This window comes from uncultured Finegoldia sp. (assembly GCF_947252345.1).
Lineage (GTDB): Bacteria > Bacillota > Clostridia > Tissierellales > Peptoniphilaceae > Finegoldia.
The window spans coordinates 20,214-41,198 of the sequence record NZ_CAMXVC010000016.1 but is presented as its reverse complement, the minus strand read 5'-3'; the positions used below and the strand labels follow the sequence as shown (position 1 = coordinate 41,198).

The 20,985-nt window shown below is 30.1% G+C and carries 17 protein-coding genes; 14 read left to right on the top strand and 3 right to left on the bottom strand.

Features of this window, described 5'->3' with window-relative positions; genetic code table 11:
• The 4 genes from Q0X02_RS04595 to Q0X02_RS04580 all read left to right on the top strand — a co-directional run.
• A partial coding sequence (locus tag Q0X02_RS04595) for a class I SAM-dependent methyltransferase (RefSeq protein ID WP_297812246.1) occupies positions 1–567 on the top strand: 567 nt, incomplete at its 5' end.
• Positions 568–654: 87 nt separating this feature from the next.
• Positions 655–861, top strand: coding sequence for a cold-shock protein (locus Q0X02_RS04590; protein WP_297812243.1), 207 nt, complete (start codon positions 655–657; stop codon positions 859–861).
• A gap of 46 nt (positions 862–907) precedes the next feature.
• Positions 908–1,786 (top strand): Hsp33 family molecular chaperone HslO, encoded by an 879-nt coding sequence (gene hslO / locus Q0X02_RS04585; protein ID WP_297812240.1) that lies wholly within the window; start codon positions 908–910, stop codon positions 1,784–1,786.
• Positions 1,787–1,797: 11 nt separating this feature from the next.
• Positions 1,798–3,138: an MATE family efflux transporter gene (locus Q0X02_RS04580; RefSeq protein ID WP_297812237.1), complete on the top strand. Its 1,341-nt coding sequence runs from the start codon at positions 1,798–1,800 to the stop codon at positions 3,136–3,138.
• A 46-nt stretch (positions 3,139–3,184) separates the two neighbouring features.
• On the opposite strand, the gene Q0X02_RS04575 is transcribed toward Q0X02_RS04580, so the two are convergent.
• The 3 genes from Q0X02_RS04575 to Q0X02_RS04565 form a co-directional block, all read right to left on the bottom strand.
• Positions 3,185–4,414: a peptidoglycan bridge formation glycyltransferase FemA/FemB family protein gene (locus Q0X02_RS04575; RefSeq protein WP_297812234.1), complete on the bottom strand. Its 1,230-nt coding sequence runs from the start codon at positions 4,412–4,414 to the stop codon at positions 3,185–3,187.
• A gap of 114 nt (positions 4,415–4,528) precedes the next feature.
• Complete coding sequence (ppdK, locus tag Q0X02_RS04570) at positions 4,529–7,159, bottom strand: pyruvate, phosphate dikinase (protein WP_297812231.1); 2,631 nt, start codon at positions 7,157–7,159, stop codon at positions 4,529–4,531.
• Positions 7,160–7,172: 13 nt separating this feature from the next.
• Positions 7,173–7,991, bottom strand: a complete 819-nt coding sequence (locus Q0X02_RS04565; RefSeq protein WP_297812229.1) for a pyruvate, water dikinase regulatory protein — start codon at positions 7,989–7,991, stop codon at positions 7,173–7,175.
• Positions 7,992–8,366: 375 nt separating this feature from the next.
• On the opposite strand from Q0X02_RS04565, the gene Q0X02_RS04560 reads away from it, so the two are divergent.
• From Q0X02_RS04560 to eno, 10 genes are all read left to right on the top strand, one after another.
• Complete coding sequence (locus tag Q0X02_RS04560; protein ID WP_297812226.1) at positions 8,367–9,602, top strand: L,D-transpeptidase family protein; 1,236 nt, start codon at positions 8,367–8,369, stop codon at positions 9,600–9,602.
• 96 nt (positions 9,603–9,698) lie between these two features.
• Positions 9,699–10,769, top strand: coding sequence for a DNA-processing protein DprA (gene dprA / locus Q0X02_RS04555; RefSeq protein ID WP_297812223.1), 1,071 nt, complete (start codon positions 9,699–9,701; stop codon positions 10,767–10,769).
• 49 nt (positions 10,770–10,818) lie between these two features.
• Positions 10,819–12,786: a transketolase gene (gene tkt, locus Q0X02_RS04550; protein ID WP_297812220.1), complete on the top strand. Its 1,968-nt coding sequence runs from the start codon at positions 10,819–10,821 to the stop codon at positions 12,784–12,786.
• Between the two features lie 130 nt (positions 12,787–12,916).
• Entirely contained in the window at positions 12,917–13,384 is a 468-nt protein-coding gene (locus tag Q0X02_RS04545) for a tRNA (cytidine(34)-2'-O)-methyltransferase (RefSeq protein WP_297812217.1), read from the top strand.
• An 8-nt stretch (positions 13,385–13,392) separates the two neighbouring features.
• Positions 13,393–14,991: a Na/Pi cotransporter family protein gene (locus Q0X02_RS04540; protein WP_297812214.1), complete on the top strand. Its 1,599-nt coding sequence runs from the start codon at positions 13,393–13,395 to the stop codon at positions 14,989–14,991.
• Positions 14,992–15,062: 71 nt separating this feature from the next.
• Positions 15,063–16,067, top strand: coding sequence for a type I glyceraldehyde-3-phosphate dehydrogenase (gap, locus tag Q0X02_RS04535; RefSeq protein ID WP_297812212.1), 1,005 nt, complete (start codon positions 15,063–15,065; stop codon positions 16,065–16,067).
• A 62-nt stretch (positions 16,068–16,129) separates the two neighbouring features.
• The gene (locus tag Q0X02_RS04530) at positions 16,130–17,317 is read left to right on the top strand and encodes a phosphoglycerate kinase (protein WP_297812209.1); all 1,188 of its coding nucleotides are present in this window, start codon (positions 16,130–16,132) and stop codon (positions 17,315–17,317) included.
• A 4-nt stretch (positions 17,318–17,321) separates the two neighbouring features.
• On the top strand, positions 17,322–18,077 hold the full coding sequence (tpiA, locus tag Q0X02_RS04525; protein WP_297812207.1) for a triose-phosphate isomerase: 756 nt from the start codon (positions 17,322–17,324) through the stop codon (positions 18,075–18,077).
• Entirely contained in the window at positions 18,067–19,611 is a 1,545-nt protein-coding gene (gpmI, locus tag Q0X02_RS04520) for a 2,3-bisphosphoglycerate-independent phosphoglycerate mutase (protein ID WP_297812204.1), read from the top strand. The genes tpiA and gpmI overlap by 11 nt, the downstream gene beginning before the upstream one ends.
• A 1-nt stretch (position 19,612) precedes the next feature.
• Positions 19,613–20,899 (top strand): phosphopyruvate hydratase, encoded by a 1,287-nt coding sequence (gene eno, locus Q0X02_RS04515; RefSeq protein ID WP_297812201.1) that lies wholly within the window; start codon positions 19,613–19,615, stop codon positions 20,897–20,899.
• Positions 20,900–20,985 lie beyond the last annotated feature (86 nt).

Here is a 20,985-nt window from a genome sequence, read left to right as displayed (position 1 = left end):
AAATATTTCTATGATGAATCAATAAATTACACAGGAATTGATTTAAGTAATGAAATGTTAAGTATTTGTTCAAACAAATTTAGAAATATAAGATTGATTAATCAAAATCTGATAAATTTAGATTTAAAAGAGGATTTTGATTTTGTATTCTCAACATTAGATACCATAAACTATATTTTGGATGAATCAAGCTTACAAGAGTTATTTGTTAAAATTAAGAATATTTGTAACGGAGTATTTATATTTGATGTAAATACTCCGTATAAACTAATAGAAGTTATGGGTAATAATCATTTTGTTTACGAATATGATGATATTTTATACACATGGGTTAATCAATATTATGAAGATGAAAATATTGTAGACTTTTACATTGATTTTTTCTTACGACAAGATAACAATCTGTACAAAAGACTCAAAGAAAATCAAACAGAAAAGGTATATAATTTAGATTCTTTAAAATTTATGCTATACAACAGCGGTTTTAACGATGTCAATATAATTGATTTTGACGATGGAAAATCTTTAAAAGATAATACAAATAGAGCTCTATTTATTTGCTATTAAATTAATGCAAATACTCATTGAGTAAAATAGATTTCTATGTTATATTAGAATAGTAAATTATTTTAATTATTTTAACTGGAGGAAATCATGACAAAAGGTATTGTAAAATGGTTTAATGCCACAAAAGGATTCGGATTTATTTCTACTGAAAATGATGGGGATATTTTCGTTCATTATACAGCTTTGGAAGATAATGGGGAGTATAGGAAACTTGAAGAATCGGAAAAAGTTGAATTTGATATTGTTGAAGGACCTAAAGGATTACACGCTTCAAATGTCAAAAAAATAAAATAGAATTTTAAAATTACCCCTGATTAGGGGTTTTTTATTTGGAGGTAATATGATAAATAAATTATACATAGCAACAGATTGTAGTGAATCATTTAGATTTATAATAGTAGACTCGACAGAGTTGGTTCAATCAATTAGAAATATACACAAAACTTCTGCTACAGCATCAGCTGCCTTGGGAAGATTAGCAACCATGGCTTCAATAATGAGTCATGAATTAAAAAACGAAGCTCACAATATAACTTTAAATTTACAAGGTAATGGAAAGGGCGGAATGTTAATTTCAACTGTAAATGGTAAAGGTGAAGTCAAAAGTTATGTCACGAATCCACAATGTGATTTAGCTCCAAAACAAAATCGGAAATTAAATGTTGGAGGGTTTGTAGGGAATGATGGGTTACTTACTGTCATAAAAGATTATAAATTAAAAGAACCATATATAGGACAGACAAAACTTGTTTCTGGTGAAATTGCAGAAGATTTCAGTCATTATTTCTATCAATCTGATCAAAGACCAACTGTCGTATCATTGGGAGTTTTAGTAGATACTGATTTGTCAATAAAGAGTGCTGCTGGACTGTTTATTCAAGCGCTACCTGGATTTGATGAATCTTTGATAGATAAATTAGAAAAAGATATTAATAATTTACCGCCAATTTCATCATTGTTTACATCTCATTGCAACCCATTCGAAGTTTTAAACAAATATTTTCAAGATTTTGATTTAAAACTATTGGGTGAAAAAGATATTAAATACTTGTGCGATTGTAATAGAAAAAGAGTTGAAAAATCCCTGATTTCATTAGGAAAAGATACGTTGAATGAATTGATAGAAAATGACGGACATGCTGAATTAGTATGTGATTTTTGTAATAAAAAATATAATTTTACAAAAGAAGAATTAATTAATTTACGGGATAATATTTAGGAAGGTGTTAATTGAAAATAATAAAACTTACTGAAGGAAATATATACAAAGCTCTAATTTCATTGTCAGTACCAATTATGGCAACATCTTTTATTCAGATGAGTTATAATTTGATGGACTTATTTTGGCTAGGTAGATTATCAATTGAATCTGTAGCCGCAGCTGGAACTGTCGGCTTTTTTGGATGGTTGAGCTATGCTATTTGTATGATGCTAAGTGTAGGAGTTCAAATAACTGTTGCAGATTCAATTGGAAGGGATGATTTGGATTCAGTAGAAAAATTTATATCAAATGCAATAAAATTTGCTTTACTAATAGGATTTGCTTTTATCACGTTAATGATTATTTTCAAAATTCAAATTATTCATTTTTTTAATTTAGATTCTTCAGTAAATAAATTAGCATTTGAATATTATGGATTTTTTGTTGCCTCCATATTTTTCAATTTCGTTAACCCTGTTTTAACTGGAATATTAAATGGTCAGGGTCAAAGCAAAATACCATTCATAATCAATACAATTTCTTTAGCAATCAATATATTACTTGATCCTATTTTTATTTTTGGATTTGGTTTTATAAAGCCTATGGGTATTAGAGGTGCAGCTCTAGCAACTTTTATTGCACAATTGTCTGCTTGTATTATGTTTATGATTGTCAGAATTGAATATTTTAAATATCTAAAGAAAAGAATGCACTTAATTTATCTCAAAAAATTATTTGTTTTGGGTTTTCCGATTGCTCTACAAGAATGTTTATTTGCAATATTTTCAATAATTATGGCAGCAATTATTGCGCATTGGGGAAAAGAGGCCATTGCTGCACAAAAAATAGGAAATCAAATAGAGTCTATAACTTGGCTAACTGTAGGTGGATTTAGTGTCGCTTTATCGACTTTTATTGCACAAAATAATGGAGCTCAAAATTATAAAAGAGTAATGGAAGGATTTATTAAAGGACTGAAAATTTGCATTAGTATCGGAATTCTAACTACAATATTACTATTTTGTTTTGCTCTACAGTTATATAAATTATTTATTCCTAATGAACCAATCACATTGGGAATAGGGGTTATTTACCTTAGAATTTTATCTTTCTCAGAAGTTTTTATGACTATTGAAATAGCTACAACTGGTTTTATGAATGGATTGTCGTTGACAAAATATCCCTCTATAAATGGAATTATATTTAATTTCATAAGGATTCCTTTGTCACTTTTTGTTATGTATTCAAATTTAAGAATAGAGTGGATATGGATTATAATTTCATCTTTAGTAATATGTAAAGGAATTAACTTATTTATTATTTTCTATCTTAAAATTTATAAAAACAGGTTGAGATATTTATTGGATTAAAAATACCAAAAAGATTCTTTTTAAGAATCTTTTTGGTATTTTTGTTTTATCTAAGTTTTAGAGCTATCTCAAAAAATTTGTTAATGAATTTATTGATTACTATATCAAACTCACCAATAGTTTCCAACATTTCAGTTCCAAATCTTTTTTTGAACTCATATAATCCGGCCTCGTGGTCAACCATATTATCTTCTGGAGTATATCCAGAAACCCCTCCAAAATCATAAGAAGTACATCCTTTTTCTATCGCTCTTTTAATCATAGTCCATTGCATTAGATAATTAGGACTCAAATCTCTAAATTCATTTGAAGAAGCACCATACAAATAATATGATTTTTTTCCACAAAAAGTTAGAATAGCACCTGATAATACAATTTCTTCAACGCCATCTTTTGAGTATTCGAGCATTTGATTAATTAAATCTTGACATCTTTTTTCTCTATTATCAAGAACATCTAATTCTTTTAATAAATTTTCTTTTTTTTCATCATCAATGTCTTTTTCTATTTTTGATTCTGTTTTTTTCTTATCTTTTTGTATTTGTATTATTTCTTCTTCATTTGATTTCTTTACTTCAGTAGGTATTAATTTTGTTAAATATAATTCACAATCATTTTCAGGCTCAAGTGCATCAAATAAATTTTCAAAATATTGATGACTTCTGTGGTTAAATCCATCTCTTGTTGCCGTAATCTCCATTAATTTAGAGAATTTAATTAATTCAGACTTATCACATTTTTTGCATATTAGTCCGTTTTTTAATGATTTTTTTATAACACTTCTAGTTCTTGGTTGAAAAGACTTCATAACGTCTTTTTCTGAGCGGGATATATCCGTAATCATATAGAATCTTGGTTGTGTATAAGCCAATCCTTTTTTTAGCCCATGATGGTAGCATCCTAATTTTTTTAAAAAAGGTATTAAATTTTGGTTTAAACAGGAAACCTGAGGGTCAAATTTTAATACAAAAGCCTTATTTCTTTTACAATATTGTTTAAGTAAATTTAATGTTGCTGTTACGTCGTCTTTGTTATCATAATCAACTACAGGTCCTTTTGGTGCATATGCAAAATAATAGGGAAGTGCTGGAAATTTTTTAAACAAAATCAAACAAGTAGATATTAATTTACCATTTTTTTCAATACCTACACTTTTTCCAATCCATCCTTTTTTCACAAATTGCCAATTGTACAATTGATTTAATTCACCATATTTATGATTTTTTACAAAATTATCTTGTTGTTCTTTAGTCAAAGTAACTATTTCATAGCTCATTTTTTCACATCCTTAACTTACATTATTATACCACAAAAAATTTTATTATATTTTTCCATTGTATTAAAAATAGAGCATTCATTGAATGCTCTATCTAAAAAGTAAGAAGTTAAATTATTTTAAATTTTCTTTTGCTGCTGCTTGTGCTGCTGCTAATCTTGCAATTGGAACTCTATATGGGGAACAAGATACATAGTCCAAACCAATTCTGTGACAGAATTCAACGCTTTCTGGGTCACCCCCGTGCTCACCACAAATTCCTACATGTAATTTTGAGTTTGAAGATTTGCCTTTTTCAATAGCCATCTTAATTAATTGTCCAACACCTTCTTGGTCCAATCTTTCAAATGGGCTTCTTTCATAAATTTTATTTTCTTTATATTCTGATAAGAATTTGCCAGCATCATCTCTAGAAAATCCGAATGTCATTTGTGTCAAATCATTTGTTCCAAAGCTAAAGAAATCTGCTTCTTGTGCAATTTCGTCAGCCATCAAGCAAGCTCTAGGTATTTCTATCATTGTTCCAATTTCATAATCTAATTTTTGATTAGTTTCTTCAAAAACCATATTAATTTCTTGTATAATTTGGTCTTTTACGTATTTTAACTCTCTCTTTTCTCCAACTAGAGGAATCATAATATGTGGAACAATATTATTTGATGTTTCTTCTTTAACTCTTATCGCAGCACTCATTATTGCACGCGCTTGCATTCTATAAATTTCTGGATATGTCACAGCAAGTCTACATCCTCTGTGACCAAGCATTGGATTTACTTCGTGAAGCTCAAGAATAATATCATTAACTTCATCATATGTTAAATCCATTTCCTTTGCTAATTCTTCAATATCTGATTTTTCTTTTGGCAAAAATTCATGCAAAGGTGGATCTAATAATCTAATCGTAACTGATAATTCTCCCATTTCTTTGTATATATTGTAGAAATCATCTTCTTGGAATGGTCTTAATTTATCTAGGGCCTTCTTTCTTCTTTCAGTTGTAGTTGAAAGTATCATTTGTCTTACGATAGGGATTCTTTCTTCGTTGAAGAACATATGCTCAGTTCTAGTCAATCCTATTCCTTCAGCACCAAACTCTTTTGCTTGATGAGCGTCTTTTGGAGTATCAGCATTTGTTTTTACACCTAATCTTTTTATTTCATCGACCCATTTCATAAATTGAGCAAAGTTTCCAGTTAATTTTGGATTTACTTTTGAAATTTCACCTTTATAAACATAACCAGTACTACCATCTAATGAAATAAAATCTCCTTCTTTTAATTCAATATTTTTTCCTCTAATTACTTTGTTTTCTTCATCAACTCTAATTTCACTAGCACCAGCTACGCAACAAGCTCCCATACCACGAGCAACAACCGCTGCATGAGAAGTCATTCCTCCTCTTGCAGTTAAAATACCTTCTGCCTTTATCATACCTTCAATATCTTCAGGTGAAGTTTCTTGACGAACTAAAATAGATTTGATTCCTTTTTCTGCTGCTTTTTTGCAGTCTTCAGCACTAAAATAAATGTGTCCACTTGCAGCGCCAGGAGATGCTGCCAAACCTTTAGTAATTATTTCAGCGTTTTCTAATTCTTTTTGGTCAAAAGTAGGGTGTAGCAATTGGTTTAGACTGTTAGGTTCGATTCTCAAAATTGCTTCTTCTTTTGTAATTAAACCTTCATTAACTTGGTCTACGGCAACGTTTAAAGCACTAATAGCGGTTCTTTTTCCGTTTCTTGTTTGAAGCAAATACAACTTAGAATTTTCTATAGTGAACTCTAAATCTTGCATATCCTTATAATGTTCTTCAAGCCTTTTTGCTATTTTAGAAAACTGTTCATAAACATCTGGCATTACATCTTTTAAATGACTTATAGGTTGAGGTGTTCTTATTCCTGCAACAACGTCTTCACCTTGTGCATTCATCAAAAATTCACCGAATAATTTGTTTTCACCAGTTGCTGGATTTCTTGAGAACGCAACTCCAGTACCTGAAGTATTACCCATATTTCCGAATACCATTGATTGAATATTTACAGCTGTTCCAAGATTATCATCTATTCCATTGATTTGTCTGTAAATTTTAGCTCTAGGATTATTCCATGATTTGAAAACAGCTTCAATTGCGTATTTCAATTGGTCAATAGGGTCTTGTGGAAATTCTTCATTCATTTCGCTCTTATAAATTTCTTTAAATTTCTCTACAATTTTTTTCAAATCTTCACTATCAAGGTCAGTATCATCTTTAACGTTTTTTTCTTCTTTTATTTTATCTAGTTCATTTTCAAATAAAACTTTAGGAATTTCTCTAGCGACATCTGAAAACATTTGAATGAATCTTCTGTATGAATCATAAGCAAATCTTTCATTGTTTGTTGATTTAGCAAGTCCCTTAACGGATTTATCATTCAAACCTAAATTTAATATTGTATCCATCATACCTGGCATTGAAAATACCGCGCCAGAACGAACTGAAAAAAGTAGTGGATTTTCTTCGTCTGAAAATCTTTTATTGAGCTCTTTTTCAGTTTCACTTATATGAGATTTAATTTCTTCAAATAAACCATCCCATAATTTTTCGTTTTCTTGATAAAATTTGTTACAAGCTTCTGTAGTAATAGTGAATCCAGTTGGAACAGGAATATCTAAATTAGTCATTTCAGCTAAGTTAGCACCTTTTCCACCGAGAAGACTTCTCATATCTTTATTACCTTCTCTAAAACTGTAAACGTATTTCTCTGTCATTTAAAAACTCCTTTTAATCATTCATTTTTTTCAGATGTCTGATAATAATTTCAGCTGTTTCTTCAATAGCACGGTCAGAAACATTTATGATTGGACATCCAATTTTTTTCATAATTTTTTCAGCGTGGTCAAGTTCATCAAGTATTCTACCTAAATCAGAGTAAGAACTCTCAGTTGGTAATCCCATTGATTTAAGCCTTTCCTTCCTGATTTTATTTAATTTATCAGGAGAATTAGTAAGACCTATGACTCTTTTTGGTTCTATTTCAAAAAGTTCTTTAGGAACTGGTGACTCTGGAACAAGTGGAATATTGCAAACTTTATAATGCTTATTTGCTAGATACATTGATAGTGGAGTTTTAGAAGTTCTTGATACACCAATAATTGTAATATCGGCTCTCTTAACACCTCTTGGATCTTTTCCATCATCATATCTAACAGCAAATTCTATGGCATCAATTCTTTTAAAATAGTGTTCATCTAATTTTCTCAATGCACCTGGATTTGTAGCTGGGGAGCGTTTGGTTAATCTTTGAATAGCAACAATTGATGGTGTTAAAACATCAACAGATAAAATGTTGTGCATATCACAGAATTTTTTCAAACTATCGATCAAACTTTCCTCAACTAAACTATAATATATGATAATATTGTCCAGTTCTAAACATTTATTTAATGTAGAATTAAGATGCTCAATAGATCGGATATGTCCAAATAAGTGAAATTCAGCATTATCACAGGTAATATCAAACTGAGCCAATGCAGCTCTTGCAATTTGGTCTCCTGTGTCCCCGGTAGAATCCGACAAAACTACCAGATTTATTTTTTCCATAATTCACCCCTTTAAATGTATTATTAATTTAATTATACATCATTTTGTAAATTTTTAAATAGAAACATTGTTAATTAAATTAAAAACACATTAACTGATAAGTGCTAACTATATTTTAATTTTTATTATTAAAATTTGCTTATCATTTTGTTGCTTTTGTGATATCATTTTATTACAAAATAATTTTTAGTAGGTGATAACTTGAAAAATATGTTTGATGAAGATAATAACAAACATAAAGAAAATAAAGGCTATAATTCTTCAAAGAGTAACAGTATTTGCAAACCTAAATCATCCAAAAAATCACATACTTGGATTTGGATAGTATCTTTTGTTCTTGGAATATACTTTGTAATTTCTATATTTTTTAGCATAATGACTTATCCAAATGCAAAGATTAATGGAACTAGTCTTGGTTTAAGAAAAATTTCTGAAGTAGCTAACATATTCGATGAAGAAACAACAACGATTATTGGTAGAGATAATAAAACCATAAAAATCAATAATAATGATTCTGGATTAAAACAAATTCCGCTTGAAAATCAAGTTTATATTCAAAACGGATTTCTCTGGCCAATTGAACTCATAAAGGGAAGCGAAACTGATGTAAAAGTGAAAAAATCAGTAAATTCAGAAATGTTAAAAAATACTTTAAAAAAATCTGAATTATTTAAAAATGTAAAAGCTCCAAAAAACGCTCAGCTTTTATTTGAAAATAATAAAGCTGTTATTAAACCTGAAGAGTTAGGGAATAAACTTGACATAGATAAAGTTTTAAATTCCGTTATAAAAGGATTTAATGAAAATAAAGATGAAATTAAATTGTCATCAGAATATTTTAATCCCGATGTAACAGCTAAAGCTCTTGAGCCCAACAAACAAGAACTCGAAAATATCGCAAAAGCTTCAATAACTTTGAAACTTCCAGATGGACAATCACAAAAAATTGAAGATAACTCGATATTTCTTGATGAAAATTACAAATTTGAAAATAAAAAAGTGAGAATCTTTGTTGATGAATTGAAGTCTAAATATGAAGTTACTGGTAAAAAGTTTGATTTCACTACTCATAATGGCAAAAACATCAAAGTTGACGCAAAAGTTTTTGGAAATGAAATCAACAAGAAAAAAACTGTGGCATTGATTACAGATGCCTTAATGCATGGCAAAACCATCGATAGCGAACTTGTTTACACCAGAAAAAGTCGTAATAACGGTATTTTAGGCAACACTTATATAGAGATAAGTCTTAGTGCTCAACATATGTGGTACTATCGTAATGGAAAATTAGTTCTTGATACACCTGTTGTTACAGGAGACCCATCAATAAATCACGCCACACCAACTGGGCTATTTGAAATTTGGTCAAAAGAAAAAGACAGATTTTTAAGAGGTGATAATCCAGACGGAACCAAATACAAAGTTCACGTTGACTATTGGATGCAAATAGATTATACGGGTGTAGGTATTCATGATACAAAAGCTAGAGTCGCGTATGGTGGACAAATATACAGAGGTGCTGGAAGTCACGGATGTATTAACACTCCTATAAGAAAAGTAAAAGAAATTTACAATACAGCACAAAATGGAATGCCAGTAATTATATATTAAATTTTAGTCGATTATTTTGAATAAAAAATAGTCGACTTTTTTATTTCAAAATACTCTATTAAATGTTATCCTATAAGTATAGAAAAGAGGGATAAAATGGATTCTGAATTATTGCTATTTTTGAGTAGTACTAATATTAACTATAATTGGATTAATTTGATATTGGATAAATACGAAACATTTGATGATTTAAAATACGATAAAGTAAAAAAAATGATGGATATTGAACCTAAGATTTATAACTTTTTAAATAAATATTTGCCAAAATATGACTTAAATACATATAAAGAAAAGTTATGGAAAAATAATATTAAATACACCACTTACGGCGATAAAAAATATCCTAAAAGATTGTTAAACATATCTGATCCACCTTTTACATTATATTACAAAGGTGATTTGTCAGAAGATTACGATAATTCAGTTGCATTTGTAGGTGCTAGAAAATGTTCACAATATGGCTCTTATTCTTGTAAAAAATTTGTATCGGAAATCTCTCAATACAAAATACCTGTAATAAGTGGTTTGGCATTAGGAATTGATAAAATATCACATCAGACAGCTCTTGAAAATAATAATAAAACAATTGGGGTTTTGGGATGTGGAATCGACCAAATTTATCCAAAAAGCAATTTTAGATTATTTCAAGATATGATTGACTCTAATAATGGTGTTATTATTAGTGAATATCCTTTCGGAATACAGCCACTTCCATTTAATTTTCCATTTAGAAACAGAATTATATCCGGTTTATCACTTGCAACAGTTGTTATAGAGGCAAAAGAAAAAAGTGGAACTTTAATTACATCATCATATGCTTTGTCACAAGGTAGAGAAATTTTTGCTGTTCCAGGGAATATAACTTCAGTTTATTCTACGGGAACTAACCAATTAATTAAAGATGGTGCATTTCTATTGAATGATATAACAGATATTATTAGTCAAATTCCGGAATTTCAAGATAAATTTATTGCAAAGCCAAAAATTGATTATGATTTGAACGAGATTGAGTCGCAAATAGTTAATTTATTAAAACAATCTCCAAATTCACCTGATGAATTATCACTTAAGTTAAACTATGATATTTCGGAAGTTCTTATGAGTCTAACGAAAATGGAACTTTTAGGTATAGTTGTTGATGTTGGTAGCAAATACTCATTAAGTTAAATCGTATAATATGATATAATAAATTTGAATTTTAAAGAGGAGCAATGATATGGACAAAAAACAATTAGCAATTAATACTATTAGATTATTATCTGTAGAGATGATACAAAAAGCAAATTCAGGACATCCGGGATTACCTTTAGGAGCAAGTCCTATGGCATTTACATTATACAATGACATAATGAATTTTTCTCCAAAACACAGCGATTGGATTAACAGAGACCGTTTTATTTTATCTGCAGGACATGGTTCAGCGATGTTATATTCCATATTGCATTTATTTGGATTTGGTTTGACTATGGATGATTTAAAACAGTTCAGACAATTAAACAGTTTAACACCTGGTCATCCTGAATTTAATCACACAAAAGGAATAGATGCGAGTACTGGCCCTTTAGGTCAAGGGTTGAGTATGGCTGTAGGTATGGCAATTGCTGAAGAATATATGGCAAGCCAATTTAACACAGAAAATCACAAAATTTTCGACAACTATACGTATACTATAGTAGGAGATGGTTGCTTACAAGAAGGAATAACAAACGAAGCTAGTTCGATTGCTGGAGCTTTAAAATTATCAAAATTAATATGTTTGTACGATTCTAATAACATAACCATTGAAGGTGACACTAAAAACATTTTCTCAGAAAATGTTAGAGCTAGATACGAAGCCTTGGGTTGGGATACTTATTTTGTCGAAGATGGTAATGATATTGAATCGATAAAAAAATCTATAGAAATGGCCAAAACTACAGACAAGCCATCATTTATTGAGATAAAAACAAAGATCGGGTATGGCAGCGTTGTAGAAAATTCTGCTAAAGCTCATGGTTCACCAATTGGACAAGAAAATATTCCAAGTTTGAAAGAAAAATTAGGATTGGATTTCGAAGAAGATTTTTACGTACCTGAAGAAGTAAAAGAATTGTTCAAAGAATCTATAGAAAAAAAAGAATCCTACTACAATAAATGGGAAAAAATGTTTGAAGATTACAAATCAAAACATAAAGATTTGTATGATAAGTTAATGAAATTCTTGTCGAGAGAAATTGACGAAAATTACCTTGATTCAGAAGAATTTACTAGTTTTGAAAAAGACACAGCTACAAGAGCATATTCGTATATTTTATTAAATAGATTAAAAAATAAGCAATTAAACGTTGTAGGTGGTTCTGCTGATTTAGCTCCTTCAAATAAAACATTTATGGACGGTTTAGACGTATTTACTAGTTCCAATAGAACTGGAAGAAATTTCCAATTTGGAATTAGAGAACACGCAATGGCAGCTATATCGAATGGAATAAGTTTATATGGCGGATTGATTCCATATTGTGCAACATTTTTAGTGTTTAGTGATTATTTAAAAGCATCTATTCGTCTATCTTCTTTGATGAATAGACAGGTAATATATATATTTACACATGATTCTGTAGGAGTAGGTGAAGATGGACCAACTCATCAACCTATAGAACAATTAGCAATGTTGAGAACAATTCCTAATTTAAACACTATTAGACCTGCAGATGGATTTGAGACAGCAATGGCATATAAAATCGCATTGGAAAGTAAAAGCAATCCAACAGCTTTAGTATTATCAAGACAAACTTTGCCTAATTTAAAAGAAACCAACGAACAAGCATTAAAGGGAGGATATATTGTTAAAAAACAAGAATCTCCGGATTTGTTAATTATAGCAACTGGTTCAGAACTAAAATTAGCTATTGACGCTAGTGAAATACTTGAAAAAGAAGGAATTAGAACTCAAGTAGTATCTATGATGAGCCAGGAAATTTTTGATAAACAAGATGATAATTATAAAAATCAAGTAATACCTAAAAATATCGAAAAAAGAGTAAGTATTGAATGCTTATCGACATTTGGCTGGCAAAAATATACTGGCATAAATGGATTAAATATTGGTATTAATGATTTTGGAATGAGTGCTCCGGGTGAAGAAGTAATGGAATATTTTGGCTTTACAACTGACCAAATTGTAACTAAAATAAAAAAATATTTATAGGAAAAATACCATCAAGAATTTATTTCTTGGTGGTGCTTTTTCTTTTATAAAAGATTGATTTATTAAATTGAAATACTATTTTATTTATGGTATATTTTTATGGGAATATTAAATAATTGAAGAGGTGAATATGTTTAATATCGTGCTCTTAGAACCAGAAAAACCTTCTAATACTGGAAATATAGGCAGAAGTTGCGTTTTAACAAACTCAAGATTACATTTAGTGAGGCCATTTAGTTTCAGATTAGATGATAAACTTTTAAAAAGGTCTGGAATGGACTATTGGGAAAAGGTTGATTTAGTTATTCACGACGATATGGATGAGTTCTTAAATTCTATAAAAGGCAATAAGCGTGTTTTTTATGTAGAAACTTTCGCTACTCATTATTATCATGAATTTGAATATAAAGATGGAGATTATTTTGTTTTTGGAAAAGAATCTTCAGGAATAGATAAAGAATTGGTTAAACAAAACCAAGACCATTCTATTAAAATTCCAATGAATATGGATATTGACAGGTCTTTAAATTTAGCTAATTCGTGCAATATTATTTTGTTTGAAGCACTTAGACAAATAGATTTTCCAGGATTAAAATAGGAGGTTTTATGGAAATTATAACTCCGGTTTTAGGTGGGTTAGCGCTTTTCTTGTTTGGTATGACAATGATGGGTGAGGGTCTGCAAAAATCGTCAGGTAACAAATTAAAAAAAATAGTTGGTTCATTAACGCGTAACAAATATATCGGAGTTTTATTAGGTATTGTAGTTACAATGGTAATTCAATCTTCATCAGCAACAACAGTAATGGTTGTCGGCTTTGTAAATGCTGGAATAATGACACTAACACAAGCAGTAGGAGTAATTATTGGTGCTAATGTTGGTACTACAATAACAGCACAAATAATAGCTTTCGATGTGTCGAAATACGCTCCTTTAATCGTGGCATTTGGTGTTTTATTATACATGAGTGCAAAAGACGATAGAATTAAAAATTTAGGAGAAGTTTTTGTAGGATTAGGTTTGATATTTATTGGGATGAATACAATGGGTGAAGGACTAAATCCTCTATCAAAACAAGCATGGTTTGAAAACGCATTATTAAAGTTAAATTCTCCGGTTCTAGGTGTTTTTGTTGGATTTATCTTAACAACAGCTGTGCAATCATCTTCAGCCTCTATAGGTTTGATACAAGCATTAGGAAAACAAGGATTATTGACTATTAATCAAGCTGCTCCTTTACTATTAGGTGGTAATATTGGTACTACTACTACAGCGTTGTTATCCTCAATTGGGGCCGGTAAAAATGCCAAAAGAGCTGCAATAATACATTTACTATTCAACGCAGTTGGAACAATATTAGTTCTATTATTTTTGAATAAAATTATGCAAAATATCGTTTATATGATTACTCCGCTCAACACATCTAGGCAAATAGCAAATTATCACACTATATTTAATTTAATAAATGTTGCGTTGCAACTTCCTGTATCTAATCTATTAGTTAAAATTGCAATGAAAATCGTTCCAGGAGAAGAGCATGCAAAAGATTTGCAATATCTTGATGATAGAATCTTAGAAACACCGACGATTGCCGTAGAACAAGCTAGACTTGAAGTTATTCGAATGAGCGATGTTGTATATCAAAACTTTAAAAATGTTGACGAATATTTTACAACGGGCAATAAAAAACTGAGAAATAAAATCGAAGAAGAAGAAAAAAGAATTAATAATTTAGAAAAACACATAGTTGAATACTTGGTCAAATTATCAAATAAATCTATATCTGACGAAGAGCATACACAAATATTTATTATGCAAGATATGTTAAATGACCTAGAAAGAATTGGTGACCACGTTGAAAATATTTGTGGAATAGTGACATTGATTTATGATGATGAAAAAGCTTTTAGCAAAGTTGCAATTGAAGAATACAAAGATTTGTATTCAAATGTTGAAAATGCAATAATTGATGCGACAAAGTCATTTAAAAAGAATGATGAATCATTAGCTTCTAAAGTAGCCGATATTGAAAACAACGTAGACTTTTTAGAAAAAAAATACAGGCACAATCATATTAATAGAATAAATAATAATGAATGTGACCCTACTGTAGGAGTAAATTTCTTAGATATTTTATCTAATTTGGAAAGAATTTCTGACCATTGTACAAATATAGCTAACTATATACTGCACATAGAAGTTTAAAATTGTTTCTATTCTGCAAATTATGGGTATATAATTAAAGTATTTAAAATGAATATTTCAAGGAGGAAGAAATGAGAGTAGCAATTAGTGGTTTTGGAAGGATTGGTAGAGATGTAACTAGGATTTTAGTTCAAAAAAATGATCCTAATCTCGAACTAGTAGCATTGAATATTACAAGTGATTTAAAAACAAACGCTCATTTGTTAAAATATGATTCAATTTATCGTACTTTCGATAAAGAAATAAAGGTATTATCAGATTCAAAAATAAAAATTGGTGAGAAAGAAATAACTGTGGTAAACAATAGAAATCCAGAAGAATTACCCTGGAAAGAATTAGGGGTAGATTTAGTTATTGATTCTACAGGTGCTTTCAAAGATAGAGAAGGATTGTCAAAGCACTTAAAGGCTGGTGCAAAAAAAGTTTTATTAACCGCTCCAGGAAAATCTGATGTTAAAATGATTGTGGTAGGTGTTAATGACAAGGAATATGACCCTGAAAATGATGATATTATTTCTAACGCTTCTTGCACAACAAATTGCTTGGCTCCAATAGCTAAAGTGTTGGATGACGAGTTCGGAATAGTAAAAGGATTAATGACAACAATTCACGCCTATACTCATGACCAAAATATTCAAGATGCACACCACAAGGATTTAAGACGTGCTAGAGCTGCAGCTTTGAGTATGATACCAACTACGACTGGTGCTGCAAAAGCTGTTGGAAAAGTTCTTCCTCAATTAGAAGGAAAAATGACTGGATTTGCTGTTCGCGTTCCTACACCAACTGGCTCTATAACAGATTTAACTGCTATTTTAGAAAAGGAAGTTACAAAAGATGAAGTTAATCAAGCTATGAAAAAAGCTAGCGAAGGTGATTTAAAGGGTATATTAGGCTATTCTGAAGACCAGCTAGTATCATCAGATATAATTGGTGATGAAAGAAGTTCAATATTCGATGCTGATATGACTTATGCTCTTGGAAATATGATTAAGATTGCTTCATGGTATGACAATGAATGGGGTTATAGCATGAGAGTATTTGATTTAGCTAAAATTATAGCTACAAGAAAATAAATGTTAATTAGAGTCGATGCTGTTTTATTTGCTATCGACTCTTTTAAAAGGAAGTGATATTAATGAACAAAAAAACTTTAAAAGATTTGGATGTAAACAATAAAAGAGTACTAGTAAGAGTTGACTATAATGTGCCAATAAAAAACGGGGTAATTACAGATACAAATCGAATCGATGCTTCTATTCCAACAATAAAATTTTTACTAGATAACAATGCCAAAGTAATATTAATGAGTCATCTAGGCAGACCAAAAGGCGAAGCTAAAGAAGAATACTCTTTGAAGCCTGTAGCTGAAAAGCTTTCTGAAATAATTGGTCAACAAGTTAAATTTATTGATAATAACAATGTCGTCGATGATTCAGTAATAGAAGAAAGTAAAAAGTTAAACAAAAAAGAAATAATGTTAATTCAAAATACTAGATTTAGAAAAGAAGAAGAAAAAAATGACGAATCATTTTCTAAGCAATTATCTGAATTAGCTGACATATATATAAATGACGCCTTTGGTACTAGTCATAGGGCTCATGCTTCTAATGTTGGGGTTTCGAAGTTTTTACCAAGTGCAGTAGGTTTGTTGATTCAAAAAGAACTCGAAATAATGGGAAAAGCTTTAGAAAATCCTGAAAGACCTTTCACTGCTATATTGGGAGGCGCTAAGGTGTCTGATAAAATTGGAGTTATTGAAAATTTATTAGACAAAGTGGATACAATACTTATTGGTGGAGCAATGGCATTCACTTTTATTAAGTCAAAAGGTAAAAACGTCGGAAAATCATTAGTTGAAGATGATAAACTAGAATTAGCTAGTTCTTTACTTAATAAAGCGCAAGAAAAAGGAGTTAAGATATTCTTGCCAGTTGATTTTGTAGTAGCTAAAGAAATGAATGAAGAAAGTGAGTCGAAAATAATTTCTCTTGACGAATTTACTGACAATTTAGCTGGTTTTGACATTGGATATAAGACAATAAGGATATTTGATGAAGAAATTCAAAAATCAAAAACAATTGTTTGGAATGGTCCAATGGGAGTATTTGAAATCGCAAAATTTAGTAAAGGAACTTTTGAAATTGCGAACTCTCTAGCTAAATCAAACGCTATAACTATAGTTGGCGGTGGTGATAGTGCATCTGCTATTGCAAAATCTGGAAATAAAAATAAAATTACGCACGTATCCACCGGAGGAGGGGCTTCATTAGAATTTTTAGAAGGTAAAACCCTACCAGGAATTGATTGTATTGATGAGAGATAAGATTATGAGAAGACCATTAATTGCAGGAAACTGGAAAATGAACAATACAGATAGTGAAACTTTAGATTTTGTAAAAAAGCTAAAAAACCTTGAACTATCTGAAAAAGTAGAAACTTGTATCATTGCTCCATTCACTTCACTAAAAACCTTGTCAAAAGAATTTGAATTTTCGGATATATCAGTAGGTGCTCAGAATATGTATTTTGAAGAGTATGGTGCCTTCACAGGTGAAATATCACCCAAAATGCTTAAAGATTTAGGTGTGAATTATGTAATAATAGGGCATTCTGAGAGAAGAACTATTTTTAATGAAGATGATGAATTATTAAATAAAAAAATTATATCAGCTTTAAATAATAGATTGAAACCAATTTTATGCTGTGGGGAAAATTTAGAACAAAGACAAGCAAATAAACAAAACGAAGTTGTTGAAAATCAGTTAAAAGCAGATTTAAAAAATATTTCATCTGATATGATAAATAATAATTTAGTTATTGCTTATGAACCTCTATGGGCAATCGGAACAGGAAAAACAGCTTCAAGCGATAATGCTCAAGAGATGTGCCACTTTATTAGAAATCTATTATCCGAAATATATAACAATGAATTAGCCAATAAAATAAGGATTCAATATGGAGGAAGTGTTAAACCGAGCAATATATCTGAAATTATGTCTAAAAATGATATTGATGGAGTTTTAGTAGGAGGTGCTAGTTTAGAAGTTGAAAGTTTTTCTAAACTAATAAATTATGGAGAATAATTTAAATAAATTGATTTTAATAATACTTGACGGATGGGGATTAGGAAAGGATTATCCTGGTAATGTCATTAGGCTTGCAAACACACCTAATTTTGATAAGTTAATGAGAGAGTATCCTAATTCTCAACTTATAGCTTCCGGAAACGAAGTTGGTCTTCCAGCTGGACAAATGGGAAATTCTGAAGTAGGCCATATGAATATAGGCTCTGGAAGGATAATATTTCAAGATTTAAGTAAAATTTCAAATGAAATCGAAAATGGTAAATTTTATGAAAATAAAGTATTAACTAATATTATTTTAAAAACAAAAGAAAAAAGTAAAAAATTACACTTGATGGGATTATTGTCATCCGGAGGTGTTCATTCGCATTATAATCATTTAGTCGCCATTTTAAAATTATGTAAAAAACTTGATTTTTCAAATGTTGCAATACACTGCTTTACAGATGGACGTGATGTATCACCTACAACTGCCATAAAAGATATAGCAAATTTAGAAAAGGACATATCTCAAATAGGAGTTGGTGAAATAGCATCGATTTGTGGAAGATTCTACGCAATGGATAGAGATAAAAGATGGGACAGAACTAAACAAACATATGATGTTATTACAAAAGGAGACGGACATAAAACTGATAATCCTATACAATATTTAAAGGATAGTTATGATAAAAACATTACAGATGAATTTATAGAGCCTTGTTCTGTAATAAATAATGGAAAAATTACAAAAGTATCAGATGGAGATTCTTTCATATTCATCAATTTTAGACCAGATCGTGCAAGACAATTAACTCGAGCATTTGTTGATGACGATTTTGATGGATTTGACAGAAAAAAATTTAACGATATAGATTTTGTAACTATGACTCAATACGATAAGACAATACAAAATGTTGATATAGCATATCCAAAACAAGAATACAATAATGTTTTAGGTCAAATTATTTCAAAAAAAGGCTTAAAACAATTGCGAATTGCCGAAACAGAAAAATACGCTCACGTTACTTTCTTCTTTAATGGTGGCATTGAAAAAGAATTTGATAATGAAGATAGAATATTAGTTCCTTCTCCAAAAGTTTCTACTTATGACCTAAAACCAGAAATGAGTGCAATTGAGGTAAAAAATCATGTAGTTGATGTCATAAAAAAAGATATTTATGATTTAATTATTTTAAATTTTGCAAATTCTGATATGGTAGGGCATACTGGTATTATACCCGCTGATAAAATTGCGGTAGAAACTGTCGATAGATGCCTAGGAGATATTTTAAACGAAATTGATAGTAACGGAAAATATTATGCTCTTATTACCGCAGACCACGGTAATAGTGAATATTTAATTGATGAAAAAACAGGAGGGCCATTTACTGCGCATACAACAAATCCTGTTCCACTTATTGAATATCCAGATAAAAGCATAAAATTAAATAATGGATTATTATCTGATATTGCACCGACAATATTAGAATTAATGAAAATAGAACAACCTTCTGAAATGACAGGTAAATCTTTAATTAAAAAGGAGAAATAAAATGAGTTCAATAATCGATATTTACGCAAGAGAAGTACTAGATTCTAGAGGGAATCCAACAGTTGAGGTAGAAGTTTACACAGAATCTGGGGCAATGGGTTCAGCAATAGTACCATCTGGGGCTTCAACAGGTGTGCATGAAGCAGTAGAGTTAAGAGATAATGATGAATGTAGATTTTTGGGAAAAGGCGTTCAAAAAGCTGTGGACAATGTTAATTTAGAAATAGCAGATGAATTAGTTGGATGGGATGTTTTTGACCAAGTTGGAATTGATAATTATTTAATCGAATTGGATGGAACAGAAAATAAATCTAGACTTGGTGCTAATGCCATCCTCGGAGTTTCTCTAGCAGTTGCAAAAGCTGCAGCAGACGAAAATGGACAAAAACTATTTGAATATATTGGCGGAGTTAATGCTAAAACTTTACCAGTGCCAATGATGAATATTCTAAACGGAGGTCAGCACGCTGACAATAACGTTGATATTCAAGAATTTATGATAATGCCAGTTGGTGGAGATAGTTTTAAAGAATCGTTAAGAATGGGAGCAGAAGTATTCCATAATTTAAAAAAAGTTTTAAAAGATAAAAAATTAAATACAGCTGTAGGTGACGAAGGTGGATTCGCCCCTAACTTAAATTCAAATGAAGAAGCTCTAAAAACAATTGTTGAAGCCATTAATAAAGCTGGTTATGAACCAGGAAAAGATGTAATGATAGCTATTGATGCTGCTGCAAGTGAATTTTATGAAAATGGAAAATACAATATGCAAGGTGACAACGCAGTAAGAACTAGTGATGAAATGATTGAATACTATAAAAATTTAGTACAAAAATATCCAATAATATCAATCGAAGATGGATTAGCTGAAGATGATTGGGATGGATGGAAAAAAATGACTGAAGAATTAGGCGAAAAAATTCAATTAGTTGGAGATGATTTGTTTGTTACTAATGTTAAAAGACTACAAAAAGGCATCGAATTGGGAGTTTGCAATTCAATATTAATAAAATTAAATCAAATCGGAACTTTAACAGAAACATTGGATGCCATCGAATTAGCAAAACGCAATGGATATACTGCAGTTATCTCTCATAGGTCTGGAGAGACTGAAGATACCACTATAGCAGACATAGCCGTCGCAACTAATGCTGGACAGATCAAAACAGGTTCGACATCCAGAACTGATAGAATTTGTAAATACAATCAACTTCTTAGAATAGAAGATATGCTTGAATCTACAGCTAAGTATTATGGAATTAAAACTTTTTATAATTTAAAAAAATAGTGAAATTCAAAAATGAGAAATCACAGTTATTTTGCTGTGATTTCTCTATATTAGGTACAAAATGCTAATCACATTAATCATTTTAT